Source organism: Vreelandella sedimenti, from assembly GCF_013416325.1.
In the GTDB taxonomy this organism is placed as follows: Bacteria; Pseudomonadota; Gammaproteobacteria; order Pseudomonadales; family Halomonadaceae; genus Vreelandella; species Vreelandella sedimenti.
Map to the genome: position 1 here is coordinate 63974 of NZ_JACCGK010000002.1, position 22979 is coordinate 86952.

22 protein-coding genes are annotated in these 22979 nt (G+C 53.6%); 5 read left to right on the top strand and 17 right to left on the bottom strand.

All coding sequences use genetic code 11. The features are described from left to right. Positions 1-67: 67 nt before the first annotated feature. Positions 68-955: a carbon-nitrogen hydrolase family protein gene (locus HZU72_RS02320; protein WP_180090235.1), complete on the bottom strand. Its 888-nt coding sequence runs from the start codon at positions 953-955 to the stop codon at positions 68-70. 13 nt (positions 956-968) lie between these two features. Beyond that, positions 969-2345, bottom strand: coding sequence for an APC family permease (locus tag HZU72_RS02325; RefSeq protein WP_180090237.1), 1377 nt, complete (start codon positions 2343-2345; stop codon positions 969-971). A gap of 251 nt (positions 2346-2596) precedes the next feature. Between HZU72_RS02325 and HZU72_RS02330 the strand changes: the two genes are divergently transcribed. Further along, positions 2597-3412: a helix-turn-helix transcriptional regulator gene (locus tag HZU72_RS02330; protein ID WP_180090239.1), complete on the top strand. Its 816-nt coding sequence runs from the start codon at positions 2597-2599 to the stop codon at positions 3410-3412. Positions 3413-3489: 77 nt separating this feature from the next. Here the strand turns inward: HZU72_RS02330 and HZU72_RS02335 are convergent, their stop codons facing one another. From HZU72_RS02335 to HZU72_RS02345, 3 genes are all read right to left on the bottom strand, one after another. Beyond that, positions 3490-3642: a lysozyme inhibitor LprI family protein gene (locus HZU72_RS02335; RefSeq protein WP_180090240.1), complete on the bottom strand. Its 153-nt coding sequence runs from the start codon at positions 3640-3642 to the stop codon at positions 3490-3492. Between the two features lie 145 nt (positions 3643-3787). Beyond that, complete coding sequence (locus HZU72_RS02340; protein ID WP_180090242.1) at positions 3788-4468, bottom strand: metal-binding protein ZinT; 681 nt, start codon at positions 4466-4468, stop codon at positions 3788-3790. A 266-nt stretch (positions 4469-4734) separates the two neighbouring features. Beyond that, positions 4735-4941, bottom strand: a complete 207-nt coding sequence (locus tag HZU72_RS02345) for a cold-shock protein (protein WP_007111857.1) — start codon at positions 4939-4941, stop codon at positions 4735-4737. A 369-nt stretch (positions 4942-5310) separates the two neighbouring features. Here HZU72_RS02345 and HZU72_RS02350 point away from each other — a divergent pair, with 369 nt between their 5' ends. Together HZU72_RS02350 and HZU72_RS02355 are read left to right on the top strand one after the other, a co-directional pair. Next, the gene (locus HZU72_RS02350; protein WP_180090244.1) at positions 5311-6267 is read left to right on the top strand and encodes a calcium/sodium antiporter; all 957 of its coding nucleotides are present in this window, start codon (positions 5311-5313) and stop codon (positions 6265-6267) included. Positions 6268-6353: 86 nt separating this feature from the next. Further along, positions 6354-6911, top strand: a complete 558-nt coding sequence (locus tag HZU72_RS02355) for a hypothetical protein (protein WP_180090247.1) — start codon at positions 6354-6356, stop codon at positions 6909-6911. 9 nt (positions 6912-6920) lie between these two features. Here the strand turns inward: HZU72_RS02355 and HZU72_RS02360 are convergent, their stop codons facing one another. Beyond that, positions 6921-8720, bottom strand: coding sequence for a TRAP transporter permease (locus HZU72_RS02360; RefSeq protein ID WP_180090249.1), 1800 nt, complete (start codon positions 8718-8720; stop codon positions 6921-6923). A gap of 89 nt (positions 8721-8809) precedes the next feature. Beyond that, entirely contained in the window at positions 8810-9787 is a 978-nt protein-coding gene (locus HZU72_RS02365; RefSeq protein WP_180090251.1) for a TAXI family TRAP transporter solute-binding subunit, read from the bottom strand. A gap of 477 nt (positions 9788-10264) precedes the next feature. Here HZU72_RS02365 and nhaD point away from each other — a divergent pair, with 477 nt between their 5' ends. Continuing rightward, complete coding sequence (gene nhaD, locus HZU72_RS02370; RefSeq protein WP_180090253.1) at positions 10265-11743, top strand: sodium:proton antiporter NhaD; 1479 nt, start codon at positions 10265-10267, stop codon at positions 11741-11743. 94 nt (positions 11744-11837) lie between these two features. On the opposite strand, the gene HZU72_RS02375 is transcribed toward nhaD, so the two are convergent. From HZU72_RS02375 to HZU72_RS02395, 5 genes are all read right to left on the bottom strand, one after another. Then, the gene (locus HZU72_RS02375) at positions 11838-13676 is read right to left on the bottom strand and encodes a putative bifunctional diguanylate cyclase/phosphodiesterase (RefSeq protein ID WP_180090255.1); all 1839 of its coding nucleotides are present in this window, start codon (positions 13674-13676) and stop codon (positions 11838-11840) included. A 9-nt stretch (positions 13677-13685) separates the two neighbouring features. Then, positions 13686-14357 carry a glutathione S-transferase gene (locus HZU72_RS02380; protein WP_180090257.1) on the bottom strand — a complete coding sequence of 224 codons (672 nt, stop codon included), beginning with the start codon at positions 14355-14357 and terminating at the stop codon, positions 13686-13688. 154 nt (positions 14358-14511) lie between these two features. Beyond that, positions 14512-15087: an antibiotic biosynthesis monooxygenase gene (locus HZU72_RS02385; protein WP_180090259.1), complete on the bottom strand. Its 576-nt coding sequence runs from the start codon at positions 15085-15087 to the stop codon at positions 14512-14514. Positions 15088-15214: 127 nt separating this feature from the next. Next, a complete protein-coding gene (locus HZU72_RS02390; RefSeq protein WP_180090261.1) occupies positions 15215-15622 on the bottom strand; it encodes a hypothetical protein in 408 nt (135 codons plus the stop codon). Between the two features lie 7 nt (positions 15623-15629). Next, entirely contained in the window at positions 15630-15857 is a 228-nt protein-coding gene (locus HZU72_RS02395; RefSeq protein ID WP_022520746.1) for a DUF2835 family protein, read from the bottom strand. A 135-nt stretch (positions 15858-15992) separates the two neighbouring features. On the opposite strand from HZU72_RS02395, the gene HZU72_RS02400 reads away from it, so the two are divergent. After that, complete coding sequence (locus tag HZU72_RS02400; protein ID WP_180090263.1) at positions 15993-16634, top strand: putative metalloprotease CJM1_0395 family protein; 642 nt, start codon at positions 15993-15995, stop codon at positions 16632-16634. Here the strand turns inward: HZU72_RS02400 and HZU72_RS02405 are convergent. The 5 genes from HZU72_RS02405 to phnE form a co-directional block, all read right to left on the bottom strand. Next, positions 16631-18436 (bottom strand): putative bifunctional diguanylate cyclase/phosphodiesterase, encoded by a 1806-nt coding sequence (locus tag HZU72_RS02405; protein ID WP_180090265.1) that lies wholly within the window; start codon positions 18434-18436, stop codon positions 16631-16633. The genes HZU72_RS02400 and HZU72_RS02405 overlap by 4 nt on opposite strands. 219 nt (positions 18437-18655) lie before the next feature. Further along, a complete protein-coding gene (locus tag HZU72_RS02410; RefSeq protein WP_180090267.1) occupies positions 18656-20608 on the bottom strand; it encodes a methyl-accepting chemotaxis protein in 1953 nt (650 codons plus the stop codon). A gap of 246 nt (positions 20609-20854) precedes the next feature. Further along, a complete protein-coding gene (locus HZU72_RS02415) occupies positions 20855-21367 on the bottom strand; it encodes a C40 family peptidase (protein WP_180090268.1) in 513 nt (170 codons plus the stop codon). A gap of 65 nt (positions 21368-21432) precedes the next feature. Continuing rightward, positions 21433-22062: a histidine phosphatase family protein gene (locus HZU72_RS02420; RefSeq protein ID WP_180090270.1), complete on the bottom strand. Its 630-nt coding sequence runs from the start codon at positions 22060-22062 to the stop codon at positions 21433-21435. Between the two features lie 49 nt (positions 22063-22111). After that, positions 22112-22927 (bottom strand): phosphonate ABC transporter, permease protein PhnE, encoded by an 816-nt coding sequence (gene phnE / locus HZU72_RS02425; RefSeq protein ID WP_180090273.1) that lies wholly within the window; start codon positions 22925-22927, stop codon positions 22112-22114. Positions 22928-22979: the final 52 nt, after the last annotated feature.

Consider the following 22979-nt stretch of genomic DNA (forward strand, 5'->3'; position numbering starts at 1 on the left):
CCTGGGTGATGGCATCGTTGCACGGGATGGGAATAACGCGGGATTGGAGAGAGTGGTGGTCGGCTGCTTACCGCTTTTCCCTCCACTTACGCGGATCAATGCGACCTTCGTACATCGGTAATTCCAGCACCGGGTCATCATCCCGAAACTGAGACCACATGCGGTTCAAGCCGGCAGTGCCGAAGATACGCACCCGCTCGACCTCATCCAGGTTGAGTACATCAGTAAGAATGCCCGGGGTAGCGCCGGACATCCTCGAGCGGATACGGCCTTCGGGGTCGACGATCAGACTCTGACCTTCCCCCGCAGGCGTGGCTGAATTAGCGCTCACCATATACACCTGGTTGAAAATAGCATTGGCCTGGACAAGGATTTGCTCCTGAGCGCGGTCGCAGGTGGTGGTGGCCACTTGGTTGATGATCACCTCCGCCCCCAGCCACGCTAGCTGACGTACCGTCTCGGGGAACCAGATGTCGTAGCAGATGGCTAGGCCGACCCGGCCTATGCCCGGCACCTCGAACACTTCAAAGCGATCTCCCGGCTGATAGGGCTCATAAGGCCGCCAGGGAAAGCACTTACGGTAGGCAGCCATTCGCTCACCTTCGGGCGAATAAACCGGCGCGGTGTTGTACAGATGCCCGTCCTCTCCCCGTTCGCATATCGTGCCGGGCAGCAGCCATACCCCCAAGTTGCGGGCGATACGTGATAAGTGCTGGTCACGGGGGCCATCGATCGGCTCCGCAGCGGCTTCCAGTTGCTCCCTTCGCTGGTCAGGCGTACCCGTGGCACCGCATAAATAGAGCTCTGGATAAACCACCATCCTTGGCTGTTCAAAATCGGCACCGAAGTCGCTCAGATGTACCGCCAGCTCGGCCTCGAAGTCCAGCAGTTCGGAGTCAATGCCGTGCGGCCGCGAGGCTTCCTGCACCACAAGGACAGGCAAATTTCTGGACATAGTGGATCTCCGTTTAAAGGGTAGCGTTTACCGAGGCGGGCGCTGACTCGGGCTCTGATTCATCAAAGGCCACTTCCGGCGGTTCGCGACGGAAGAATCGGGTCAGGTAGGCCAACTGGGCGAGACCGATGGACAGCCAGATTAGCCCCAGAATAAAGGCGTTGATATCCAGCTTACTCATCAGCCAAAGGTTAACCAGGGCACCGATGAGTGGCACTACCATCCCTCTAATCACACCATACTGGCGCTTTGCGTCGGCGTCTTTGCTCACCAGAAAGATCACTGACAGGTTAACCATCGTGAAAGCGATGAAGGCACCGAAGTTGATGAACGAGGCGGCCGATAATACATCGAGAAACAAAGCGATGATGCCGATAGCGCCCGTTAACACGATATTGAACACCGGCGTATGGAAGCGCGAGTGCAGCGCACCGAACAGCTTAGGCGGCAGTACTGCGTCCCGCCCCATGGCAAACAGCAGCCGAGAGGCACTCGCTTGGGCGGCCAGGCCAGACGTGAACTGGGCGAGCACCATCCCGGCCAGAAAGATAGCTCCGAAGAGATCCGCACCGATGGTCGTGGCAATTTCGAAGGCAGCGGAGTCGGCGTTTACGAAACTCCCCCCCGGGTGAACCAGTTGGGTTGTATAGCCCACCAGCACATAAATACCGCCGCCGATCAGTGCAGTCAGCATGATAGCTTTAGGAATATTGCGCTTCGGGTCGATGGTTTCTTCGGTCAGTGTGGTAACGGCATCAAAGCCAAGAAAAGAGTAAGCGGCCACCGCGGCGCCCGCAGCAATCGCGGTAAAGCCAGCCTCTTCACCCAAGAACGGCCCCAGACTAAAAAGCGCATCGCTGCCACCGGTCGCAAATACGTGACGAACCGACAGCAGCACGAAGAAAGCGATCACCAATATCTGGAACACCATCAGCAACGAGTTCACTTTGGACGCCAGCTTGATGCCGTAGATATTCAGGAAGGTGGTGATACCAATGAAGCCCAGCAGGAATATCCAGCTTGGCACTTCAGGAAAACGCGCGTTCAAATAAGCAGCGCCGATCAACCAAATTACCATCGGCAGGAAGAAATAATCCAGCAGCACGCTCCACCCCACCATAAATCCAACACGCGAGTCGATGGCTCTGCGTGCGTAAGTATAGGCAGACCCGGCTACCGGATAAGTACGCGCCATAATGCCGTAGCTGCATGCCGTGAATAGCATGGCAACAGTCGTGATGAGGTAAGCAGTGGGTACGGCGCCATTGCTAGTGCTGGCAATCACACCGAAAGTGCCCAGCACGATCAATGGCGTCATGTAGGCTAGGCCAAACAGCACCACGGCTTTTAGGGATAGAGTTCTTTCCAGTTTGATATTGTTATCCGTCATGATCCATCTCCAGGAAACGTTAGAACCGACAGCGGGCAATCGCTGAGCCGTCACAAAACGAAAAGGTGGTTTATCAAGCCAGCCGCCGAGGCTAGACCAGCTTGCTACCGTTAATGATCGGCTAATAACCCTCAGTTGCTGGCGTTGCAGCTGTCCGGCTAGACTGAGTTGCTTAGTAGCCAACCTATCTAGAACGGTATTGGCAGCTCATCGGATCGTATATAACCCTAGCGTGGTATGGATTTTCGGATGTGGAAGCAGTGACTCAAAGCGAAAATGACGAGGTACTGGCCGATACCATCATGGCGTTGGGTACGCCTGCGTTGCCTCAACACTTCTCTAGATTGGTGAAACGACTCGCGGCCTTCGATAACCTAATAATCATCGCTTATCACGGCGAACACCGACCAGCGGTACTCTATCGGGAATATACCGACCCTGTCGTTTACCTACCGATGGATAGCCAATATCTAGGGGGAGATTACCTGCTGGATCCGTTTTACCGCGAGCACCTCAGAGCTGGTGTGCAGGGTATACGCCGATTGAGGGACGTAGCGCCCGATCACTTTCGACGCACACATTACTATAAGAATTACTACCAGCAGACCACACTACTGGACGAGATAGCGGTTTTCGCCAATATCACCGAGCGTGAGACGATAACCGCTTGTTTCGGTAGGGATCGCTCTAGTGGCAAACCCTTCAATAGGCATGAACTTGAAGTTCTGCAACAGTACGAAATGACCCTGAGCTCTCTACTGAAAAAGCATTGGCAAAACTATCGCGTTGAAGGCGTGAGCAAAGCGGCACCAGCGCCTCTAGAGGAACGCCTTAGAGAAGCATTGAATCAGCAACACAGTATTCGGCTGAGTCCACGTCAAGCGGAAGTGGCCTTGTTTATTTTAAGAGGCCACTCATCTCTATCCATCAGCCTACACCTGGAGGTCAGCCTCCAGACGGTTAAGGTCTTCCGTCGCCAGCTCTATGCCAAGTGCTGCATTTCGTCCCAGGCGGAACTCTTCGCGCTACTTATGCCCCTGTTCGCTCAGCTTGCCGATCACAGATGACGCATCGTCTTATCAGGCTTTTGAGAACTAAAGAGTTTTTGCAATTAAATAAAAAATCAGACAAATAAATTAATAACTTATAGCCGCTCATCGTCAGCCGCTTGGTACGCCTGCACCGAGCACTCAGTGAGTTCAGCCTGGGTAGTAGCGCTATCACACGTATCGACCGCGTAGGCAAAGCTGCATAAGGCCAACAACCCCATACTCGTAAAAAGTGAAGACAAACGCATAATGATTGAGCCTATTACATTTGGTAAAAATATGGAAAGAGTACTGCCCCTCTATTCTAACCCCTATCTTAACAGTGCCAATAAAACCAAAGCGCTGGCATGATAGCCAGCGCTTTTTCAATCATTAAAGTATGCTTATTACTGTTTAGTGAGCCAGCATCTCTTCAACAATCTCTTCGCCACTTAGTTCTGAGAAGTAATAGGTTGGCCAGTTAGTCACTTCCTCTAACAGCGCTTCACGATCATCGCCCCAGTAGAGGTGGTAATGGTCTGCGTCAGTTGGGTAAATGCTGTGGTCGCTAAACTGGATATATTGGGGTAGATCGTTAGTCCCCTCGCCTTCAAGCTCGAAAATAAAACGAACACCCCGGTTGCCCACCTCGTAATTTAAAATCTCGTAGCCATCGTACTGGTAGTCACCCGACATCTCTTCGCCGTTCGCAAAGAAGGTGATGTTGCTGCCATCGATAACGATACGCTCGACATCCGTTTGATACCCTGTGTCGTAATACGCTTTGTACTCTTCGGCCGTCTTGTCGCCATTTTCTGCTTTATGCGCAAACACTTCGTCAAGCGTGCCATCTTGCAGGTAGGGATAAATGGACTGCCAATCGCCTTCCCAATCAGAAAGCGCACGATCCTCAACCTGCTCATCATCAAAATAGCCTGAATAGATATCTTGGTCGTGGTCGTGGTCGTGGTCGTGGGCACTATGAGTATGGTCGTGATCATGCTCATGATCGCTGGCACTAACGCCTTGAACACCCGTCAGTATCAGTGCACTCAATACAAGCGCGCTGGCGCTCTTTAGTGGCAATGCTGTCATATCCGATCTCTCCTTTGTTTGCGGACTGAAGAATAATGCATCTCCCAATAAAGACATATTATAACATAACACTAATCAAACGCATTGTTATCTTGGTTTGGCGCTTCGTCCACTTTGAGCGGTGAAACATGAGGTTATTTAGCCTAGCAAGAACGGGAATGTTCAAATGCAAATTAATATTAACAAGCACAAACGCATCGGGCCCCGCCTAAGCGGGGCCCGATCATCGAATCTAAACGATTCGAGAACTTAAATAATCGCTAGGATTAAGAAAGCAGCTTAATGTTTGAAGCTTGAAGGCCTTTCTGACCTTGGGTAACGTCAAAAGAGACGTTAGCGCCTTCAGGCAGAGTTTTGAAGCCATCAGACTGAATTTCAGAAAAATGAGCAAAAACGTCGTCGCTGCCGTCAGACGGTGCGATGAAGCCAAAACCTTTAGAATCGTTGAACCACTTAACTGTGCCAGTTGCCATGATATATAATCCTTTTCGCTAGTTGCGAATTGTAGAATTCCTGGTATTACCCAGATAAATAGTGAGTAGAACAAGGAATACAATTACAGACTACCGAAAGAATTCGAATGTTTCTGGAACCATGCTTGCTTGCTAACTTACTAACTGCGCACATCCTGTCACGTAGTCAACAGCAGGTCAAAGCCTTTATGTTTTTTTATTTTTTGCTCTGCCTTCCATAGTCGTTTAAAAACCGCGCAAATTTGCAAAAATAGCCTTAATCTTGCCAATGAGCCAGGCACTACTAATCCGACCGTCTGGCGCGCTTTGCTTGCTCGCTAAAACCCGCTGCATTCGCGGCCTGGTGAGCATTCTGGAAGAGGTTTTAACATGCTATACGGACTGAGTTTATTGGCGGGTATCGCTCTTTTGACACTCGGAGGGGAGTCGCTTATCCGCGGCGCGGTAGCTGGCGCACGAAGAGTCGGCGTCTCGCCGCTGTTAACAGGGTTGGTGGTGGTTGGTTTTGGCACCTCGGCTCCTGAACTTGTCGTATCAATTGATGCCGCGATTAACCAGCAGCCTGACATCGCGGTTGGCAACATTGTGGGCAGCAACATCGGCAATATCTTATTGATTCTGGGCCTATGCGCGGTTATTTGCCCCATGGTGGTTCAGCCTTTAGCACTGCGCCGGGATGGGCTGGTCGTGGTGTTGGCCAGCCTGCTGTTTATTGGGCTCTCCTTCGGCGGCGCACTGGGTCGCATTGATGCAGCAATTTTTATAGCGGGCCTGGTCGGCTATCTGGTTTGGGCTTACTTAAGTGAAAGCCGTCAGCACATTCCCGCGGCGGAAATGCACGCTTCAGAAGCGGAGGAGATGACCAAACTCCCCACTACAGGCTGGATGATCGTCGTAGCGTTAGTGATTGGCTTGGGCATGCTGATTGGCGGGTCTCAGCTACTTTTATACGGTGCCATTGGGTTGGCCCAGGCCATGGGTATTTCCGAAGCAGTCATCGGCTTAACCATCGTCGCTGTTGGCACCTCACTGCCGGAGATGGCCGTGTCGGTGGTTGCTGCGTTACGGCGTCATGCGGATGTTGCCGTCGGGAATATTCTGGGTAGCAATATTTTCAACCTGTTAGGCATCCTGGGTATCTCCGCGTTTTTACAGCCGCTGCCCCTTGCGCCACGCGTGGCTCTGTTTGACCAGTGGGTAATGCTGGGAGCCGCTGGCATACTGGTGCTGTTTTTGTATACCGGTATGCGCCTGTCGCGCTGGGAGGGAGCCGCACTGCTTGCAGGCTATGCCGCTTATTTAGCGTTAAGCTTTACGATTTTTTGAGCTGGCCTAATCGTTGATTGCGCTGAGCCAAAAACCCATCGTTTTTGGCTCAATGACTTGATTGTTTATCGTGGAGAAACGTCACCGTGCACATTGCAACCTTGGGGCCTAGTGGCAATAACCATGAACTGATTGCCAAGCGCTATCTCAGAATGCGTTGCTCAGGCGAAGGCAGCGTGACTCTCTTTAGCCAGTTTGAAGCGGCCTTTCAGGCGCTCCTCGCGGGTCATGTGAGCCACGTTCTACAGTGCACCGCCCATGCAACGCATAGTGACTGCGTTGGCCGCTATATGCATCGAGTCTATCCCGTAGACACCTTTATAGCGGGCAGCAAGCCGCTGGCGCTGATTGCCCAGCGCGGCTCTGTTCGCCCTACCCAAGTAGCGCTACAACCAGCGACCCGCTACTACACCGACTTAACGGCTTATACAGAGATCATAGACGCCCCCACCACAGTGGCGGTGGCAGAAGGGCTTCTTGCGGGACGTTTTGCGGCGGGCATTTGCGCTGAAGAGGTGCTAGGCCAAGCCCCCGAGCAACTACGTTTGGTGCAGTCACTGGGGCCTGCGCTGGATACCTGGGTAATGTTTGCCACCACTCCACTAGCAGCCTCTTCACCGCTACGGTTAGACGCTGACGTTTAAACAACCGAGCTAAACAACAAAAATCAGGGTCACCCCTCCCACGGCCAACGCGCTCCGCTGCCACAGTGCTTTTCGCGCAATCACCCCGTAAGAGATCGCCCCTAAACCAATCGCCACTTTTAGCGCATACAACAAGGCGCCGGAAGGATTGAAGGCCATTTGGATCATCTCTGGGTTGGCCACCATGGCTAGAGGAATAATATAAAGCCCTATTCCTAACGCCATGGCTTTGAATGCGACTTTTAGCCAGTTCTCCCCCACCATGCCCGCAGCAATGAACACGCCGCCACACACCGGCGGCGTAATCGTCGATAGCAGCGCGTACCAAAAGACAAAAAGGTGCGCCAACAGCGGTTCCAAACCTAGCGAGGTCAGGGCAGGCCCGGCGACAGAGACACAAATCACATAGGCGGCGGTGGTGGGCACCTCCATGCCTAAAATCAAGCAGGCGAGCGCCGTCAGTAGCAAGGCTGGCCAGAGCATGTCGTTGGAGAGCGATAGAATGCCCGAAGTGATCTTGACGCCCAATCCTGTCAACGACAGCACGCCGACCACCAGCGAGGCACATAGAATAATGGAACCAATGACGGCAATCTGGCGTCCAGCGGTGACCACTGCGTTGGCTAAACGGGTGGCAAAGCCGGGGAGCGAAAAGCGCAACGTCACGTTAAAGAAAAGCAGCGCAATGCCCGCGAAAATCGCAACACTGGCGGCGTACTGGGGGGTAAAACCGCCGTTAAAGATGCGTTCTAACAGCAGCACGAAGGGGATGGCAAAAAACAGCGAAGTAATCAGCACCTCTTTCGCGTTGGGTCGCTCGCTTTCGGCCACGGGCTTTAGATCATGGCGGGTCGCATAAGCATTAATACCCACCCAGACCGTCAAAAAGTACAGCACCGCTGGAAGCATCGCCGCGGCCATGATCTGGGTATAGGGCGTGCCCGTCAGCTCTACCATCACGAATGCCCCTGCGCCCATCAGCGGCGGCATAATTTGCCCGCCGGAGGAGGCAACGGCTTCCACCGCACCCGCCAGCGAGCGCGGGTAACGCAGACGCACCATGGAGGGAATGGTAATTGCCCCAGTGGAAGCGACGTTGGCAGACGCCGAGCCGGAGATAGAGCCCATCAGCGCCGACGAAATCACCGCCACTTTAGCGGCCCCACCGGTGAGCCGCCCCGCCACCGCACTGGCCAGATTCATAAAGCCCTGGCCCGCCTCTCCCGCATTGAGCACCGCGCCGAAAATCACAAAAATCGCCACCACGCTGACGCTTACACCTGTCAGCGAACCCCATAATCCGCCTTCGGCAATCGTGAGTGTTCCCACCATACTGGCCAGCGGCAGCCCAGGGTGACCAAAAGCGCCTGGAATATATTGGCCAAACGCGCCATACATCAACGCCAGCAAGGCAACCAACGGCAAGGGCCAACCTATGGCTCGGCGCGCCGCCTCAAGCGCTAGAGCAATCAAAAACAGGCCAATCCCCATCTGTAGGTGGGTATCAATAAAGCCATACTGGTTGGCTAGCGCAGCTTCGTTAAACGCAATATAGCTACATGCGGCAACACCCAATACCGTCAGCAGCCAGCCGCTGACTCGTTGCGCTGGCGTATTGGCCATATAAATCAACACCCATGGCAACAGCAGCGACATATGCAGCGGCCGACTGACCAATGCAGGCGTTAAACCATAAAAAATCAAACCAAGATGGAACATTACACTGACCGCGCCTAACGCCATCCAGGCAGACGCTCCTGAGCGATCATTCTCAGAGGTCGATGCTTGCAAAGAGGTAAAAACACGCATGCCACACTGCCTATTAATACTGCATCAATACAGGACTGCCACAGCGCAAACACCGTGGCAGCAAGAAGATGGATAATGGGAGAAAACGACTAGCGCAGCGCGTCAGGTACTTCGATACCCGCTTCCTCGTAGTAGCGGAGCGCGCCTGGGTGAAGCGTGCCGGTCATGTTTTCCAACATATCAGGGTTAATACTGCTCCACCACGCCGCCTCTTCGGCCATGGCGTCGCGGCGCTCCCAAAACGTTTTGGTCAGCGTGTAGGCGGTATCATCGTCCATGTACGTTGTGGTGTAGGCGATCACCGGTAGCGATGTGGTTTCAACGTCTTTATCCACGCCGGGATAAGTGCCGCCGGGGATCGTTTGACGTGGCGCTCCCGTTTGCTCGATTTGTTGGTCAGTTAGGCTAACCAAGGTCACCGGCATGCTGGCGGCTGTCTCAATCACATTGGGTGAGGGAAAGGAGCTGGCGGTCACAAAACCATCAATCTGGCCGTTTTTAAGCGCATCGGGGCCGCTGCCAATCGCCGCATCGGCAATTTTCACGCTCTCTTCCAGGCCAAACAGTTCCAGGTAACGAGCCGCTTCACGGGCGCCAAAGGTGCCTCGACCAATCAACAGGTGCTTGCCTTCCAGCGTGGAAATATCGGCCACACCTTCATCACCCGCTAATACAAAGTGCATGGTGATAGAGGGGATCGGAAACAACCCCCGGATCTCTTGAAAACGCGGATTCTGACGCTCGGCAAAGGCCCCCTCCCCACCCATGGCCTGATCGACTAACGCGGGCGGCGTGGTAAATACATAGTTGCCCTGGCGAGCCATGACTTCCATCACGTTCTGTACCGAACCCTGGCTCTCTTCCAGGGTAAGGATGATTGCGTCATCGGTTCCCTGGCGAATCGCTTCTGAGAGTTCTACGCCCATCTGATAATAGGCGGTGCCCGCTGACGCCGACTTATAGGTCACACGGGTTTCAGCGTGAGCCGAAAAAGCAGTGCTTGCCAGCGCTAGCGTAGCAGCCGAAAGGCCAAGCGTGCGGCGTAGGGAGCGAAAATGATTGCGCATCGTTATATTCCTTAACGTGTCCAATGGCCGCATTTAATCGGCCTCGTTTTTATCTTACCCAGTGGTTATGTGACCAACCTGGGAGCGTGACGCACCACACAACATAGTATGCCTGCGCTTAGCCGCGCACTCTACGCTGCCAGCTCTTCCACCCTCACGGACCCAGACGCAAAGCTTCTTTGGGGAGAGCTAATATTAGCGTAATAACATATAGATTCTGAATCTTAATGAACATTGCTATTCGGCGATAGTATAATGCTTAAGCTACTTTTAACTTTTTATAAAACGAATACTAAGACACGAACACTAAGAAATTTACCATTACCTAAAAGATTAATTTCCTAAAAAAATATGCTATTACCTTAAGAAGAACTACTTTCGTTCGTTTTAATAAGGTATTGCGGCGCAATATAGACTGATAAAATGAGGCCGCTTTTATACCACTCCTGACAACTTAACCATGAGGAAGAACGTCACATGCCTACGTTGTGCCAACCCTCTTGCCAGCCTCGATTATATCGTCGCTGGCTTTTTTTGTTAGCGGCCTTACTATTAGGCGTCAGTCCCAGTGCATTTGCAGTGACCGGTGAATTAGATCTAACCACCTCTACCGTTGGCTTTTTCGCTGTTGCGATTTTCGTCCTGGCGTATGCGTTAGTCATGGCGGAAGAAAAGATCCATATGCGCAAGTCTAAACCGGTGTTAGTGGCGGCCGGTATCATCTGGAGCCTCATCGGCTGGGTGTATGTCCAAAACGGCATGTCGGACGCGTCTGAGTACGCTTTCCGCGTCACGCTTTTGGAGTTCACCGAGCTGATGCTGTTCTTGCTGGTGGCCATGACCTATATCAATGCCATGGAAGAGCGCCGGGTCTTCGATGCCCTGCGTTCCTGGATGCTGCGTAAGGGCTTTAACTACAGAACCCTTTTTTGGCTGACCGGCGGTCTCGCCTTTGTGTTATCCCCCATCGCCGACAACCTTACCACCGCACTCTTGATGTGCGCGGTGGTGACCAAGGTGGCCGAAGGCAACCAACGCTATATTAACCTGGCCTGTATCAATATCGTGGTGGCCGCCAACGCGGGGGGCGCGTTTAGTCCCTTTGGCGACATCACCACTCTAATGGTATGGCAAGCGGGCATGGTGGAGTTCCAGGAGTTCTTTATTCTGTTCTTCCCCGCCCTGGTCAACTTCCTGATTCCTGCCTCTATCATGAGTCTGTTTATCAAGGATGAGAAGCCCGAAAGCGTTTATGAAGATGTGTGGATGAAGCGTGGCGCCCGGCGCATTGTATTGCTGTTTTTACTGACGATCGTGACCGCCGTGTTATGTCACGTAGTACTCCACCTCCCCCCAGTGTTAGGCATGATGACCGGCCTGGGTTATTTGCAGTTCTTCGGTTACTACCTGCGTCGCAGCCTGCCCCGCTCTTTGGAACGTAAACGCGAGCGCTATAGCCGCCGCGGTGACAACAAGAAGCTTGAGCAATTGGGTAGCGTGGTGCCGTTTGACGTCTTCAACCGCGTAGCGCGGGCCGAGTGGGATACATTGCTGTTCTTCTACGGCGTCGTTATGTGCGTTGGTGGGCTGGGTTTTATGGGCTATCTCGGCTTGCTGTCAGAAGCGCTGTATACCGGTTGGAATGCTACTGCGGCGAACATTGTATTAGGCATTGTTTCGGCCGTGGTGGACAACATTCCGGTGATGTTTGCGGTGTTGACCATGGAGCCCGATATGTCCCACGGCCAATGGCTGCTGATTACCTTAACCGCTGGCGTTGGTGGCAGCTTGCTATCGATTGGTTCCGCAGCAGGTGTGGCGGTCATGGGTCAGGCAAGGGGTTCCTATACCTTTATGGGCCACCTGCGCTGGTCGCCGGTTATTCTGCTCGGCTACATCGCCAGTATTCTGGTGCATATGTGGCTCAACGCTGAGAGCTTTGCGCTTTTCAGCTAAGCCCGATCAAAAGCGAAATAGATAGCACTATTGCTTTTCCTTTTATCTCTTTACCCCTTTCCAGCGTGCTGGAAAGGGGTTTTGATATAGCCGTTTAATAGCTTTCGAAAAGATACTCAATGGGTGTAGGGCGGCCAAATAGGTAGCCCTGGTAGCGGTAACAGCCGTGGCCTCTTAGCCAATCGAGCTGCTCTTTTTTCTCCACTCCTTCCGCTACCACGGTTAAACCTAAACTTACCGCGAGTAGAATCGTGGTATCCACAATCGCTGCGTCTGTCTTATCGGTCAGCAGTTCGTGAATAAACGATTGGTCAATTTTCAACTCATCCAGCGGTAAGCGCTTCAGGTAACTCAGCGATGAGTAACCGGTACCAAAGTCATCCAACGCAAAGCGAATCCCCCTAGCACGCAGTTTCAACATCGTGCTGCGCACTCTCACCGGCTCGTGCATTAACAGGCTCTCGGTGACTTCGAGCACCAAGCGGTTCGGCGGCGCCAGGGTTTCTGCTAATAGCTCCTCAACATCACGTACGAACTCTGGCTGCTGAAACTGCACTGAACTCACGTTGACGGAAATACTTAACGGCGCATAGGCCGGTTGATGGGACCATTTCGCTAGCTGCTCGCAAGCTGACCGCAGCACCCAATAACCGATCGGCACAATCAGCCGATTCTCTTCCGCAAGCGGAATAAACGTCGCGGGGGATACCCAGCCACGCTGAGGATGGTACCACCGCAGTAACGCCTCAACGCCGGTAGTCACGCCCTGATGATCCACCTGCACCTGATAATGCAGCGCCAGCTCGTTGCGCTTGAGCGCCTGATGCAAATCGGCTTCTAAACTAGCCCGTTCCAATACGCTGGTCTGCATTTCGCTGTTAAAAAAGCGCAGCGTATTGCCGCCCGCGCTTTTCGCCTGCTGCAACGCCATATCTGCCTGTTGCAGCACGCTATCCATGCTGTGCTCGCCAGTTCCTGTAAACAGCGAAATACCAATGCTGGCACTAATCGGTAACGAGTGGCTGCTTCTTAATTGCGCAATGACTTCCAGCAGTTGCCGCCCCACACGCTCGGCTTTTAGTGCGGCGTCTTTTTGCTCCTCGCCCAGGTTCTTGGTCAGCACTACAAACTCATCGCTACTGAAGCGGGCTAGCGTTACCTCTTCGTCAAGCCGCTGGCGTAGCTGTTCGGCCACGCTGACCAAAAGCTGGTCACCACTCTCATGGCCCTGAATATCATTCACTAAGCGAAAATTATCCAGGTCAATCACCAGCACCGCACTGAAGGATGTGGCCCACTCATCATGATCAATGGTAGCCGTTAAGGAGTCCATCAGTAGCCGCCGATTGGGCAGCCCGGTTAGCGAGTCATAGAAGGCTAAGTAGTGAGTGCGTGACTGCATTTCGAGGTAGTCAGTCAGTTCGGTCGAAATACCGCACAGAGAAGGAGGTGCGCCAGGGGACATGGAAAGCGGCATTTTAATCGATAAGAACGTTCTTACCCGGCTTTCGCTCAGCAAAACGTTGCTCTCTTCTACCGTTACTTTTTTTCCCGAATCTAATACGTTGCGATCAACCTGGTTGATTTCCGCAGCGCTCCTGGCATCAAAAAACGTCTCATCGCGCTTACCGATAATTTTGTCGGGTGGCAGGCCAAATAGATCGCTAATGCGACGATTAACGTATTGATACTCCAAGCTCGGGGATTTGATATAGATAAAGGCATCGACGCTATCCAGAATGGTCGCCAGCATCTCTTGATTGGATTGCAGTAACGCCCGGTTATGCTGCATGCGCCGCTTGAGCAACAGGTTGCCCAGCAGCGCCAAAAGAAGGAACACAAGCAGCAAGGCGATACCCCATCGCCCCAAGTAGCTGTCAATGCTGCGCAGAAGCTCCTCCGGAAGAGCTGCAGACGAGGCAAAATAGTACATAGTGGCTGTTCACTGGCCAGGCATGGTCAACGGGCCCGCCCGCTCGACCACTCGCTGCCAGGCAGCGTCTTTTTCAATACGTGACACAAACGCCGCGATGGCAGGATACTTCTCCAACGACTGAACGGCGGCCACGGCCTGTAACGGGAAACTCATTTGAATATCAGCACCGCTGGGCCACGGCCCGGCAAAATTACCCTGCGCCAACAGGTGCTGGTTTATGAAGTTGAGGTGCTGTTTAAGCTGCGGCACTAAGAAGCGCTTGCTTACCGTATCGCTAATTCCCTTAGCCAGTGGTTTAACCAGCCAAGGCGACTGTTTGGGAATTTGACTAAACACAAGCTGCATCACCAGCAGCGGCATTAATGACCCTTCGGCATAGTGCAACCAATAGCGGTAATCCACCCACGCATTCATATCATCGACGGGAGGCTGACAACGCCCCTGCCCATAGCGCTGAACGAGATAATCAATGATGGCGCCTGATTCGGCCACGGTAAAATCGCCATCGGTAATCACCGGAGATCTACCTAGCGGGTGAATTTTTTTCAGCGAATTTGGCGCTTGCTGGGTTTTGCCATCGCGTTGGTAAACCACCAACTCGTAGTCCAGTTCAAGGGCTTCAAGTAGCCATAGGATGCGATGCGAACGAGACTTTTCCAGATGGTGAACGTGGATCATAAACACTCCGTGGGGCTGAGTTGCGCGCCAGCATTGCACTGGCGACACGTATTCCTTTTCTAATGGCACATTTAGCTTAGTACCATAAAGCCCATCAGCATAGGAGCATTAGTATCAACACAGCGTCAAAATTAATGCTTATTAATTAGGTGCGTTATAAACGGTGCGCATGGCGCCAACGCGCCAGCAGATCCAGCGGTGACCATTTACCTTGCAGCCAGGGCGCTAGTAAACGCATAGAGAGAGGAATAAACACAAAGACCATCACTGGCGTCAGCATTAGGGTGCTCACCACCACCCGCGGCAGTAACGCCCAATCGGCTAATACGCCACCGAATACAAATTGAAAGATCAGCGAGATAGGAAAGAAAGCCAGCCAGACAGCCACGGCCTGCTTCCAGCGCGGCGGTGCGCTGCTGCCGGTTTGAAACCACGCATCCAACCCGGTGGCCCGGTGCTCATGGGGCGCCTCATATAAGCCTTTACCGCGCGCCAACCACGCATGCCGTGAGGCGGAGTGCTCCCAGGCGGCTAAGGTCTCGCTGCTGCTAAAGCGGAATATAATCTGGTATTCATCGTCATCAGCCGGTGGCGCTAGTACGCCAGAACCGAGGTAGCCAGCAAAGTCGGCCGCCAGTTCGCGCCCTTCATTAAGCCATCGATTAAAATCGGCGTAGCGGCCGTGCTCAACACGACGAGCCACCATCAACGTGACGGGTGAGGCAGACATGGTATATCTCCTAATGTGTCTACAGCCAGCGCCGGATAGGCAGGCTGTTTGCTTTCAAGGGGATAACCCTGAAAGTCCAATTGCCACATTATACAAGCAATGTTGATGCCATGTGATGAATGTTGCGCTATACCCGTTGGCGCGACATGGATTCGCGCCCAGGCACAGGGTGGGGACGCTCGCCGCGTTGAAAGGCGCATACATGAACATAGATATCCACAGCGCTGAGAATGGCATCGGCCTCTTGGGCGTCGGGCTCGACTACCGGGCCGATATACTCACCTTCGCTACGGAGCACGGCCTCTAACTCGGTGCGGTAACGGTCGAGCAGGTGCTCCAGATTGATGCGTATACGATGCACTTCCAGACCAAACGCTTTGCGCTGATCGGTACGCTTAAGGATGTCCAAAGGATTTGAAGCGGCTTCGATCAAGCTTTCTAACGTAGCGAAAACTAACTTTTCAGCACTGTTTAAATTGGGAATAATGGAATAAATGAGGTCATTTAAAGTGATCGGTGTTCCATGGCGGTGCATAGGCAGTTCAACGTCCGGTTAAGGGGTCAATGCTAATAAATCGGCCCTGCTCAGAAAAACTTAATCGATAAATACCGCGCACACCGTCCCGGCCCACCACCCGCCGAATTGCTTCGGCTGGAAATATCACCCAACGACCATCTACGCTGCGGGTTCTCACGTTGGCAATACGCCCCTCGTAATGGGCTAGACATTCATCATAATTAAGATTAATGACCACATCAATCGTTTGCATAGGGCTGGGATAGACTTGTCATAGGCTGGCATCGTGTCAGAAAAGTGTTGGCATCGCACAGCGCAAACTTGCGCTGTCGACGTTGCTCGCTAATACTTCATGGTATCCCAACTCGTACTTAGTCGGTAATGACCTATGGCCGTTTCTTCCATTAGCACTGTTTCCCACGCTGCCTGGACGTATCCTTCAGCGAATACAATGTCCCCGCGCGTTGAGCAAGCCGCTAAAGGTCGTGCTTTTGAAGAAGATACGGCGTCTACCGACGCCCCTAAAACGACTAGCACTAGTGAAGAGAGTAGTGGCGCCGAGGCTGGCCCCAAACGGGCTGACGGTACGCCCATGGCGCCGGAAGAGATTCAGCTACTAGACCAACTTAAGCAGACCGACCGCGAAGTTCGCCAGCACGAGATGGCGCACCAAACAGTAGGCGGTGCCTATGCGGGCGGCGCCAGCTACGAGTATGAAGTTGGTCCCGATGGCAAACGTTACGCGGTCGCAGGGGAGGTACCGATCGATTATGGCCCGGTGCCCAATGACCCCCAAGCCACTATCGAAAAAATGCAGACCGTGATCGCCGCGGCCATGGCGCCTGCGGATCCTTCCCCGACAGATTACCAAGTGGCCGCCCAAGCGCGTCAGTACCTGTTGGAAGCCAAGCTCGAAGCGTCCATGCAGCTCAGTGAAATGGAGCAAGCCCGCAGCAACGGTGCCGCGGCAACTTCTTCTGCTGATGAATCAGCCGCTAACGAGCAGCCTTCAGAGGAACAAGCCGCTTAATTGTCCGCTAGCGCAAGGGAGCCCCACTCTTCACGGCCAGGCCAAATTTCCAACCAGGTAGGTAATGCCTCGGCGGGCATCGGTCGCGCAATACCATAGCCTTGGGCTAAATCGCAGCCCAGCGCCATCAAAGCTTTAGCATGGTCTAAGGTTTCTACCCCCTCTGCCAGCATGGGCCGCTTAAAGCGATTAGCCATGTAAATGACGCTTTCCACAATCGCCATATCGTCCTGATCGGTTAGCATATCGCGGACAAAGCTCTGATCAATTTTGATCAGGCTGACCGGCAACTGCCGCAGATGGGTTAACGACGAAAACCCGGTGCCAAAGTCATCAATAGCAAAACTCACACCCAGTGACTGGCAGCGCGCCATATTTTGCAGTGCGGCCTGGATATCGTGCATTGCCGCGCTTTCCAGCACTTCGAGTTTGAGCATTGCGGGCGGTACATCGGGGTAGCGCGCCAATAGCTCGCCAAGCCGCTGGCTAAAATCACTCACTAACAGATGCGTAGGGCTTATATTCACATTGATCGGCAACGCGATGCCCTGAACTTGCCACTCACTCAACTGACGCAGCGCTCGTTCAATGACCCACTCACCAAGATCCACCTCCAACGGAGTGGTATCGATGATGGGTAAAAACTGTACAGGCGCCAGCAGCCCCTCTTCAGGGTGCTGCCAACGAATCAGCGCCTCTAGACCGACTACTTTGCCACTGCGCATGTCGACCTGGGGCTGATAGTAAAGGCACAGTTCATTGTTAGTGAGGGCATCAATAAAACGCTGACGCTGCTCATGGCGCACCTGCAGCAAGCGGTCATGGTTAGGGTCAAACAGGTGGAACGTGTCGCGGCCACGCTGTTTGGCACGATACATGGCCTGGTTGGCATGTCGCAGCAGCACATCACCCTGAACGCGGTCATTAGGGTAGAGCGTGACTCCCAGGCTTGCCGTCAGATGAACACTCTGGCCCTCAATCATCATCGGCTGGCGAATGGAGCCCAGCAACTTCTCGAAAAAGTCATCGTCGACACCGTGGTGCAGTAACAGCACAAACTCATCGCCACCCACCCGCGCCAGCACGTCATCGCCAAACAACAGATGGCTGATGCGCTGTGAAAAAGAAGACAGCAGCACATCGCCCACGGTGGAGCCCAGCCGATCATTAATATTTTTGAAGAAATCAATATCCAGCGAACACACCGCCAAGGGGAGCTGCTTGGCTTCTGCATGCTGCATGGACTCTTGAATCAATTGCGTCAGCAATTGCAGATTGGGTAGCCCCGTGAGGGCATCAAAGTAGACTTCTCGATTAAGGTGGCGGGCATGGGCCGGAATGGCCGAAAGATCTGCGAGAACAATCACATGGTGATCAATCTCGCCGAGTTCATTGCGTACACGATTGATCGACATCATGCCGGGATAAAACTGGCCATCGTGACTACGGTAGCTCACTTGGCTTTTGCTACGGTCACGCAACTGCAGCTCTTCACGCATCAACCGCGTGGTGCGGCTATCGTCCAGCGGTAAAATGCTGAACGCTTCTGGTGTTTTGCCCTGTACATCGCCCTGCTTAATCCCCGTTAATTCACAAAAGGCGGGGTTCACCTCCACCACCCGATTTTCCGCATCGGTAATAATGATCGCTTCATTGGCGTAACTAAATACCGATTCAGCGGGTGATGCCGCATGGCTTACGGATGTCGTTGGCATCGCGTTCGAGCGGGGCAGTGAAGGTGATGGCTGGGAGTGCTGTTGAGACAAAGACTGTTCCTTCGATAAATTCAAGGATTCATACATATGTCTTTGCTCTCCTAGTCGTTTTTATAGAGCCGTCGCTATATAGGTTCGTTGTTATATAGAGCCGTTATTAGGTAAATAAAATCGATATTATGAAGACAGTAGTGCTGCTAGGCATAATAACACCCTATGACGGCGAAGGTACTTTGCACTGCAAAGTACCTTATCGACTGACGAGGTAATTAGTTAAAGAGCTTACTCAATATAACGGCAGGTAAGCTACGCGGGTGAGAGGGCTAAACGCTGGTGGGCCAACGCCGTATCGCGTACTTGGTAATCGCTCACTTTGCTGGACATATCATCCGCCTGATCATCAAGGGAGCGACTCGCTGCCGCCATTTCTTCAACCAAGGCGGCATTTTGCTGGGTGACCTCCTCTAACTGGGCCATGGCACGGTTAATTTGCTCAATTCCAGCCGACTGTTCATGGGTAGCTATCGTCATTTCCCCCATCAAACTCGCCATCTGCCCGACGCTCTGGGCAATTCGCGCCAAGGTCTTATTGGTGGAGGTGACCAGGTTTTCTCCGTCAGAGATTCTGGCCGCGTTATTATCGATCAATTGACGAATCTGGCTGGCTTCCTGGGCGCTGCGGCTAGCCAATTTGCGCACTTCATCGGCCACCACCGCAAAACCACGCCCATGTTCACCGGCTCTTGCCGCTTCAACCGAAGCGTTAAGCGCCAGTAAATTGGTTTGGAAGGCAATGTTGTCGATGGTCGCCACAATGCTAGTCACCTGCTCGTTGGCCTGCAGGATATGCTGCATAGCCTGCTGAGCTTGCGACGCCACTTGGGTAGCTTCTTGAGCCTGGTGAGCCACATCGTCCATCATTTGCTGAGCTTGCTGTGCGCTTTCAGAACTCTGGCGCACCGTCGCGGTGATTTGCTCCATACTCGATGCGGTTTGCACCAGCGAGGCCGACTGCTCTTCGGTGCGTTGTGCAAGGTCTTGATTACCCTGCGCCATCTGATTACTGGCCACGGCCACCGACTGCGCATTACGCTTCACATCTGCCACCAATGCTTCGGTGACCTCCGAAGATTCATTAAACGCCTGATATAGTTGTGAAAGCTCATCGCTACCAGGCACGGCCAGACGTTGCGTTAAATCGTTACCTCGGTTAGCGATACTTGCCAGCGCTTGGTTAAGCGGTTGAGTAATCGCACGCACCATCAGCACGGCAGCGATAATCGCAATCAAACTGGCTGCTAGCGCAATCCCCGCGTACTGCCAAAGCGCCTGTTGCGCGGCCTTGCGCAGCACCATGGTCTCGCTCACTACAGCGCTTGCGATACGATCCTCCAACGCTTTCAAACGGCCAATTTTTACCGTCTGCCATTCGAACCATTGCTCTGGATCAACGCCATAGCCGCCTACTGCAGCTTGGCTAATGGCCAGTTCGCGGCGCTCCAGCAGGCGTGCAATTTCTGGCCCGCTTAAAGCTTGATCGAGTTGCGCGCGGCTATCATCACTGGCCAAACTGCGGAAGCTATCTAAGTATGCCTGCTCTTTGCCGATCAACGTCAAAAAACGCTGCAGCATAGCAGTTGGCATACCGTCTGCTGCGAAGGCATTAGATAACAGCGCACGCTCAATCCCGGCCAAATCTTTGGCTTCCAGCAGCTGTTCGTAGGCGTTTAGCTGGCGCGCAATGTCCCCTTCGCTGGTCAGATGCGACAACGTTCCGACAAAGGCCATTAGTTGGCCGTTGATGCCAGTGTAATGGCTTAACGCATCGCCCATAGTAACGTCGAGGTTATCGACTCGCTGACGTAGCTGCGTCTGGCGCTGCCACTGCGCGTCAATCTCGTTGAGCTGTTGCGTTACAGCAGGGGTTAACAGCGCTTGATCCAATTCATCGCGCTGGGCTTGAAAAGCTTCAGCGGCGGCATCTGTATTAGGCCGCTGTTCATTTAGCCGGTTGCCAAAGGTTTCACCTTCGCTGCCCAGAAAACCAGCGGTCATCCCCCGTTCAAGTTGCATTTGGTGCACGGCATCACCGGCACGCTGGGCCAGTTGGGTCAAGGCGTGAACTCGACCAAACTCCTGCACTGTCGCGCGCCGTTCCATAATGCCTTGCGCAGCAAACCAAGCCAGGGCAAGCAAGGGAAGCAGCAATACACAGGCAAATTTAAACCGCATCGACATGCGGTTAACGATAGTTTTCATAGCTTAGCCTCAAACAGATAGCGTCGTTGGGGAGGTAAGCGGCGTGCTCGATTATTATTGTCCGCATCAACTGACGCGTTTAGCTAAGTCTGCCGCACTTTGCCGTTTAGTGAAATACGATTAATTTTAGTGGATGAAATAACGACAAGCGGCGCGAGTATAGGGCGTTTGGGGAACTCTATATTGATTCAAGTCATAAAGCCTGACGGATTTTCAGGCCTAACAACCGGCTGAGTTGAGCGCTCCTTAAGGCGCTGGACTGGCGGCACCCAAAAAGCGCGCCTGCCAGTAATCGATCTCTAACGGCACGCTGACTACTGCACGACCCTTGCCAGGCGCATGAATCATTTGGCCGTTGCCACGATAAATTCCTACGTGAGTAGCTTTGCGTCGGTCGCCAAAGAAAAGCAGATCACCAGGGCGTGGGGTTTTCACCTGTGGCAAGGCGCGAAACTGCTCATCGGCGGAACGCGGAACACGAATACCCGCGGCCCGGTAGGTCATTTCCACTAAGCCAGAGCAGTCCAGACCATCAGGCGTATTTCCCCCAAAACGATACGGTGTGCCAATGGCCTGCTGAGCATGGGAGAGAATCAGCGCACGCTCCATAGAGAGTTCTGCGCGGTTAGGAGGTGCCTCAATGGGGGTAAGATCGCGGCTGGCACAACCCGCTAGCACCAGTAGTAACAGGCAGGTAAGCAGCCACCTTCCAGAAGGTGCCAACCTGCATGGTAGAGACCACAGGAAAGCCAATAGCATGGGCAGCCGCTCCAATAAATCAACGTGCCTTCATGATGGCGCAAAGCATGCCTAGCCGCCAATAGTTAGCGGCCAATCCACTCGACAAAACTGGTTTCACCAAGCGCATGGCGCTCATGCCGCACCCGGCTCATTGCTGCGTAGGGTAAATCCATTACCAGTACCCGCGAAAGCGGCTGCTCGATCACCTGGCGCAGCAGGCCATTGCAGACAAATAGATGCGCCACTACCAGCACATGTTTACCAGGTGGATTACTCAGCAGCAGCTGCCAGGCCTCGGCCAATCGCGCATCAAAGGCTTGCAGGGTTTCGCCGCCAGGGGGAGACACCGTGGCAGGATCGAACCAAAACGCACTCATTCGCTCGGTGCCCTCTTCGGCAAACACCTGGGCGTGGGTTTTGCCCTCCCACTGCCCCAAATGCAGCTCGGCGAAATCGTCCTCCACCTGAACGGGCAGATCAAACTCCTCGCCCAGCCATAGGGCAAATTCGCGGCAGCGCGTTAACGGCGAGGTCACGATCGCATCGTAGGGCAAATGTCCATCGACCGTATTCCGCATCACTGCATCGGTCACCTGCTGCCAGCCGGTTTCACTCAGCGGATGGTCGGTGGAGCCGCGGAGCATACGCCCGCCCACCGGCTCACCGTGGCGCAGTAAATCTATCGTCGTTTGTTCGGCTTCAGGAAAGCGCATAGGGGTAACCTCGCCGATCTAGGCAGTTTGCAGATTAGGAAACCGATGATTAGATAATCGCGTGACGCACGCGGGCAGAGATCCACTCCGACACCAGCACGGTGGCGAAAATCATAATAAAAATGACGCTAACTTGATCCCAGGCGAGGCTATTGATCGAGGCATTCAACTGCAGACCAATACCACCTGCCCCGACCAAGCCCAACACTGTCGACTCACGAATATTAATGTCCCAGCGGTAAACGCTAATCCCCGCGAATGCGGGCATCACCTGGGGCAGTACACCGTAGTTCATCACCTGCAGTCGGCTCGCCCCGGTTGCACTAATCGCCTCAACGGGCGTGGGATGGATCTCTTCAATCGCTTCGTAAAGCAGCTTGCCCACAAAGCCGATGGAGCGCAGGGCAATGGCAATAATCCCCGCCAGCACGCCGGGGCCAAGAATGGTGACCAGCAGCATTGCCCAAATCAGCGAGTTAATGGAGCGCGATGAAACGATCACCATCAGCGCCAAACTGCGCACCAGCGGATGCGGCGTAGTGTTACGGGCGGCTAAAAATGCCACCGGAAACGCCATCATAATCCCTAACGCGGTGCCCAAAGTGGCGATATTGATGGTGTCCCACATGGGCTTCCAGAGCACATTGGCGTAACCCCACTTGGGTGGGGTCATACGGCTGATTAGATCGGCGCCCTGGCGGCCGGCATCTTCCACAAACACCCACATGGTGTTGTCGGAAATCAACTTCCAGCAGAGCAGAAATAGGCTGACACCCGCCAGCCAAGCCAGGTACTGCAACCATTGAGCGCGGGTAGTGCGCCGCCGCCAAACCGGCTGACCCTGGGGTGTAGTGGAAACAGGCATTTAAACTCTCGACAAATTAAGGGGCCAGAAATTACTGATCCATAAGTTACTG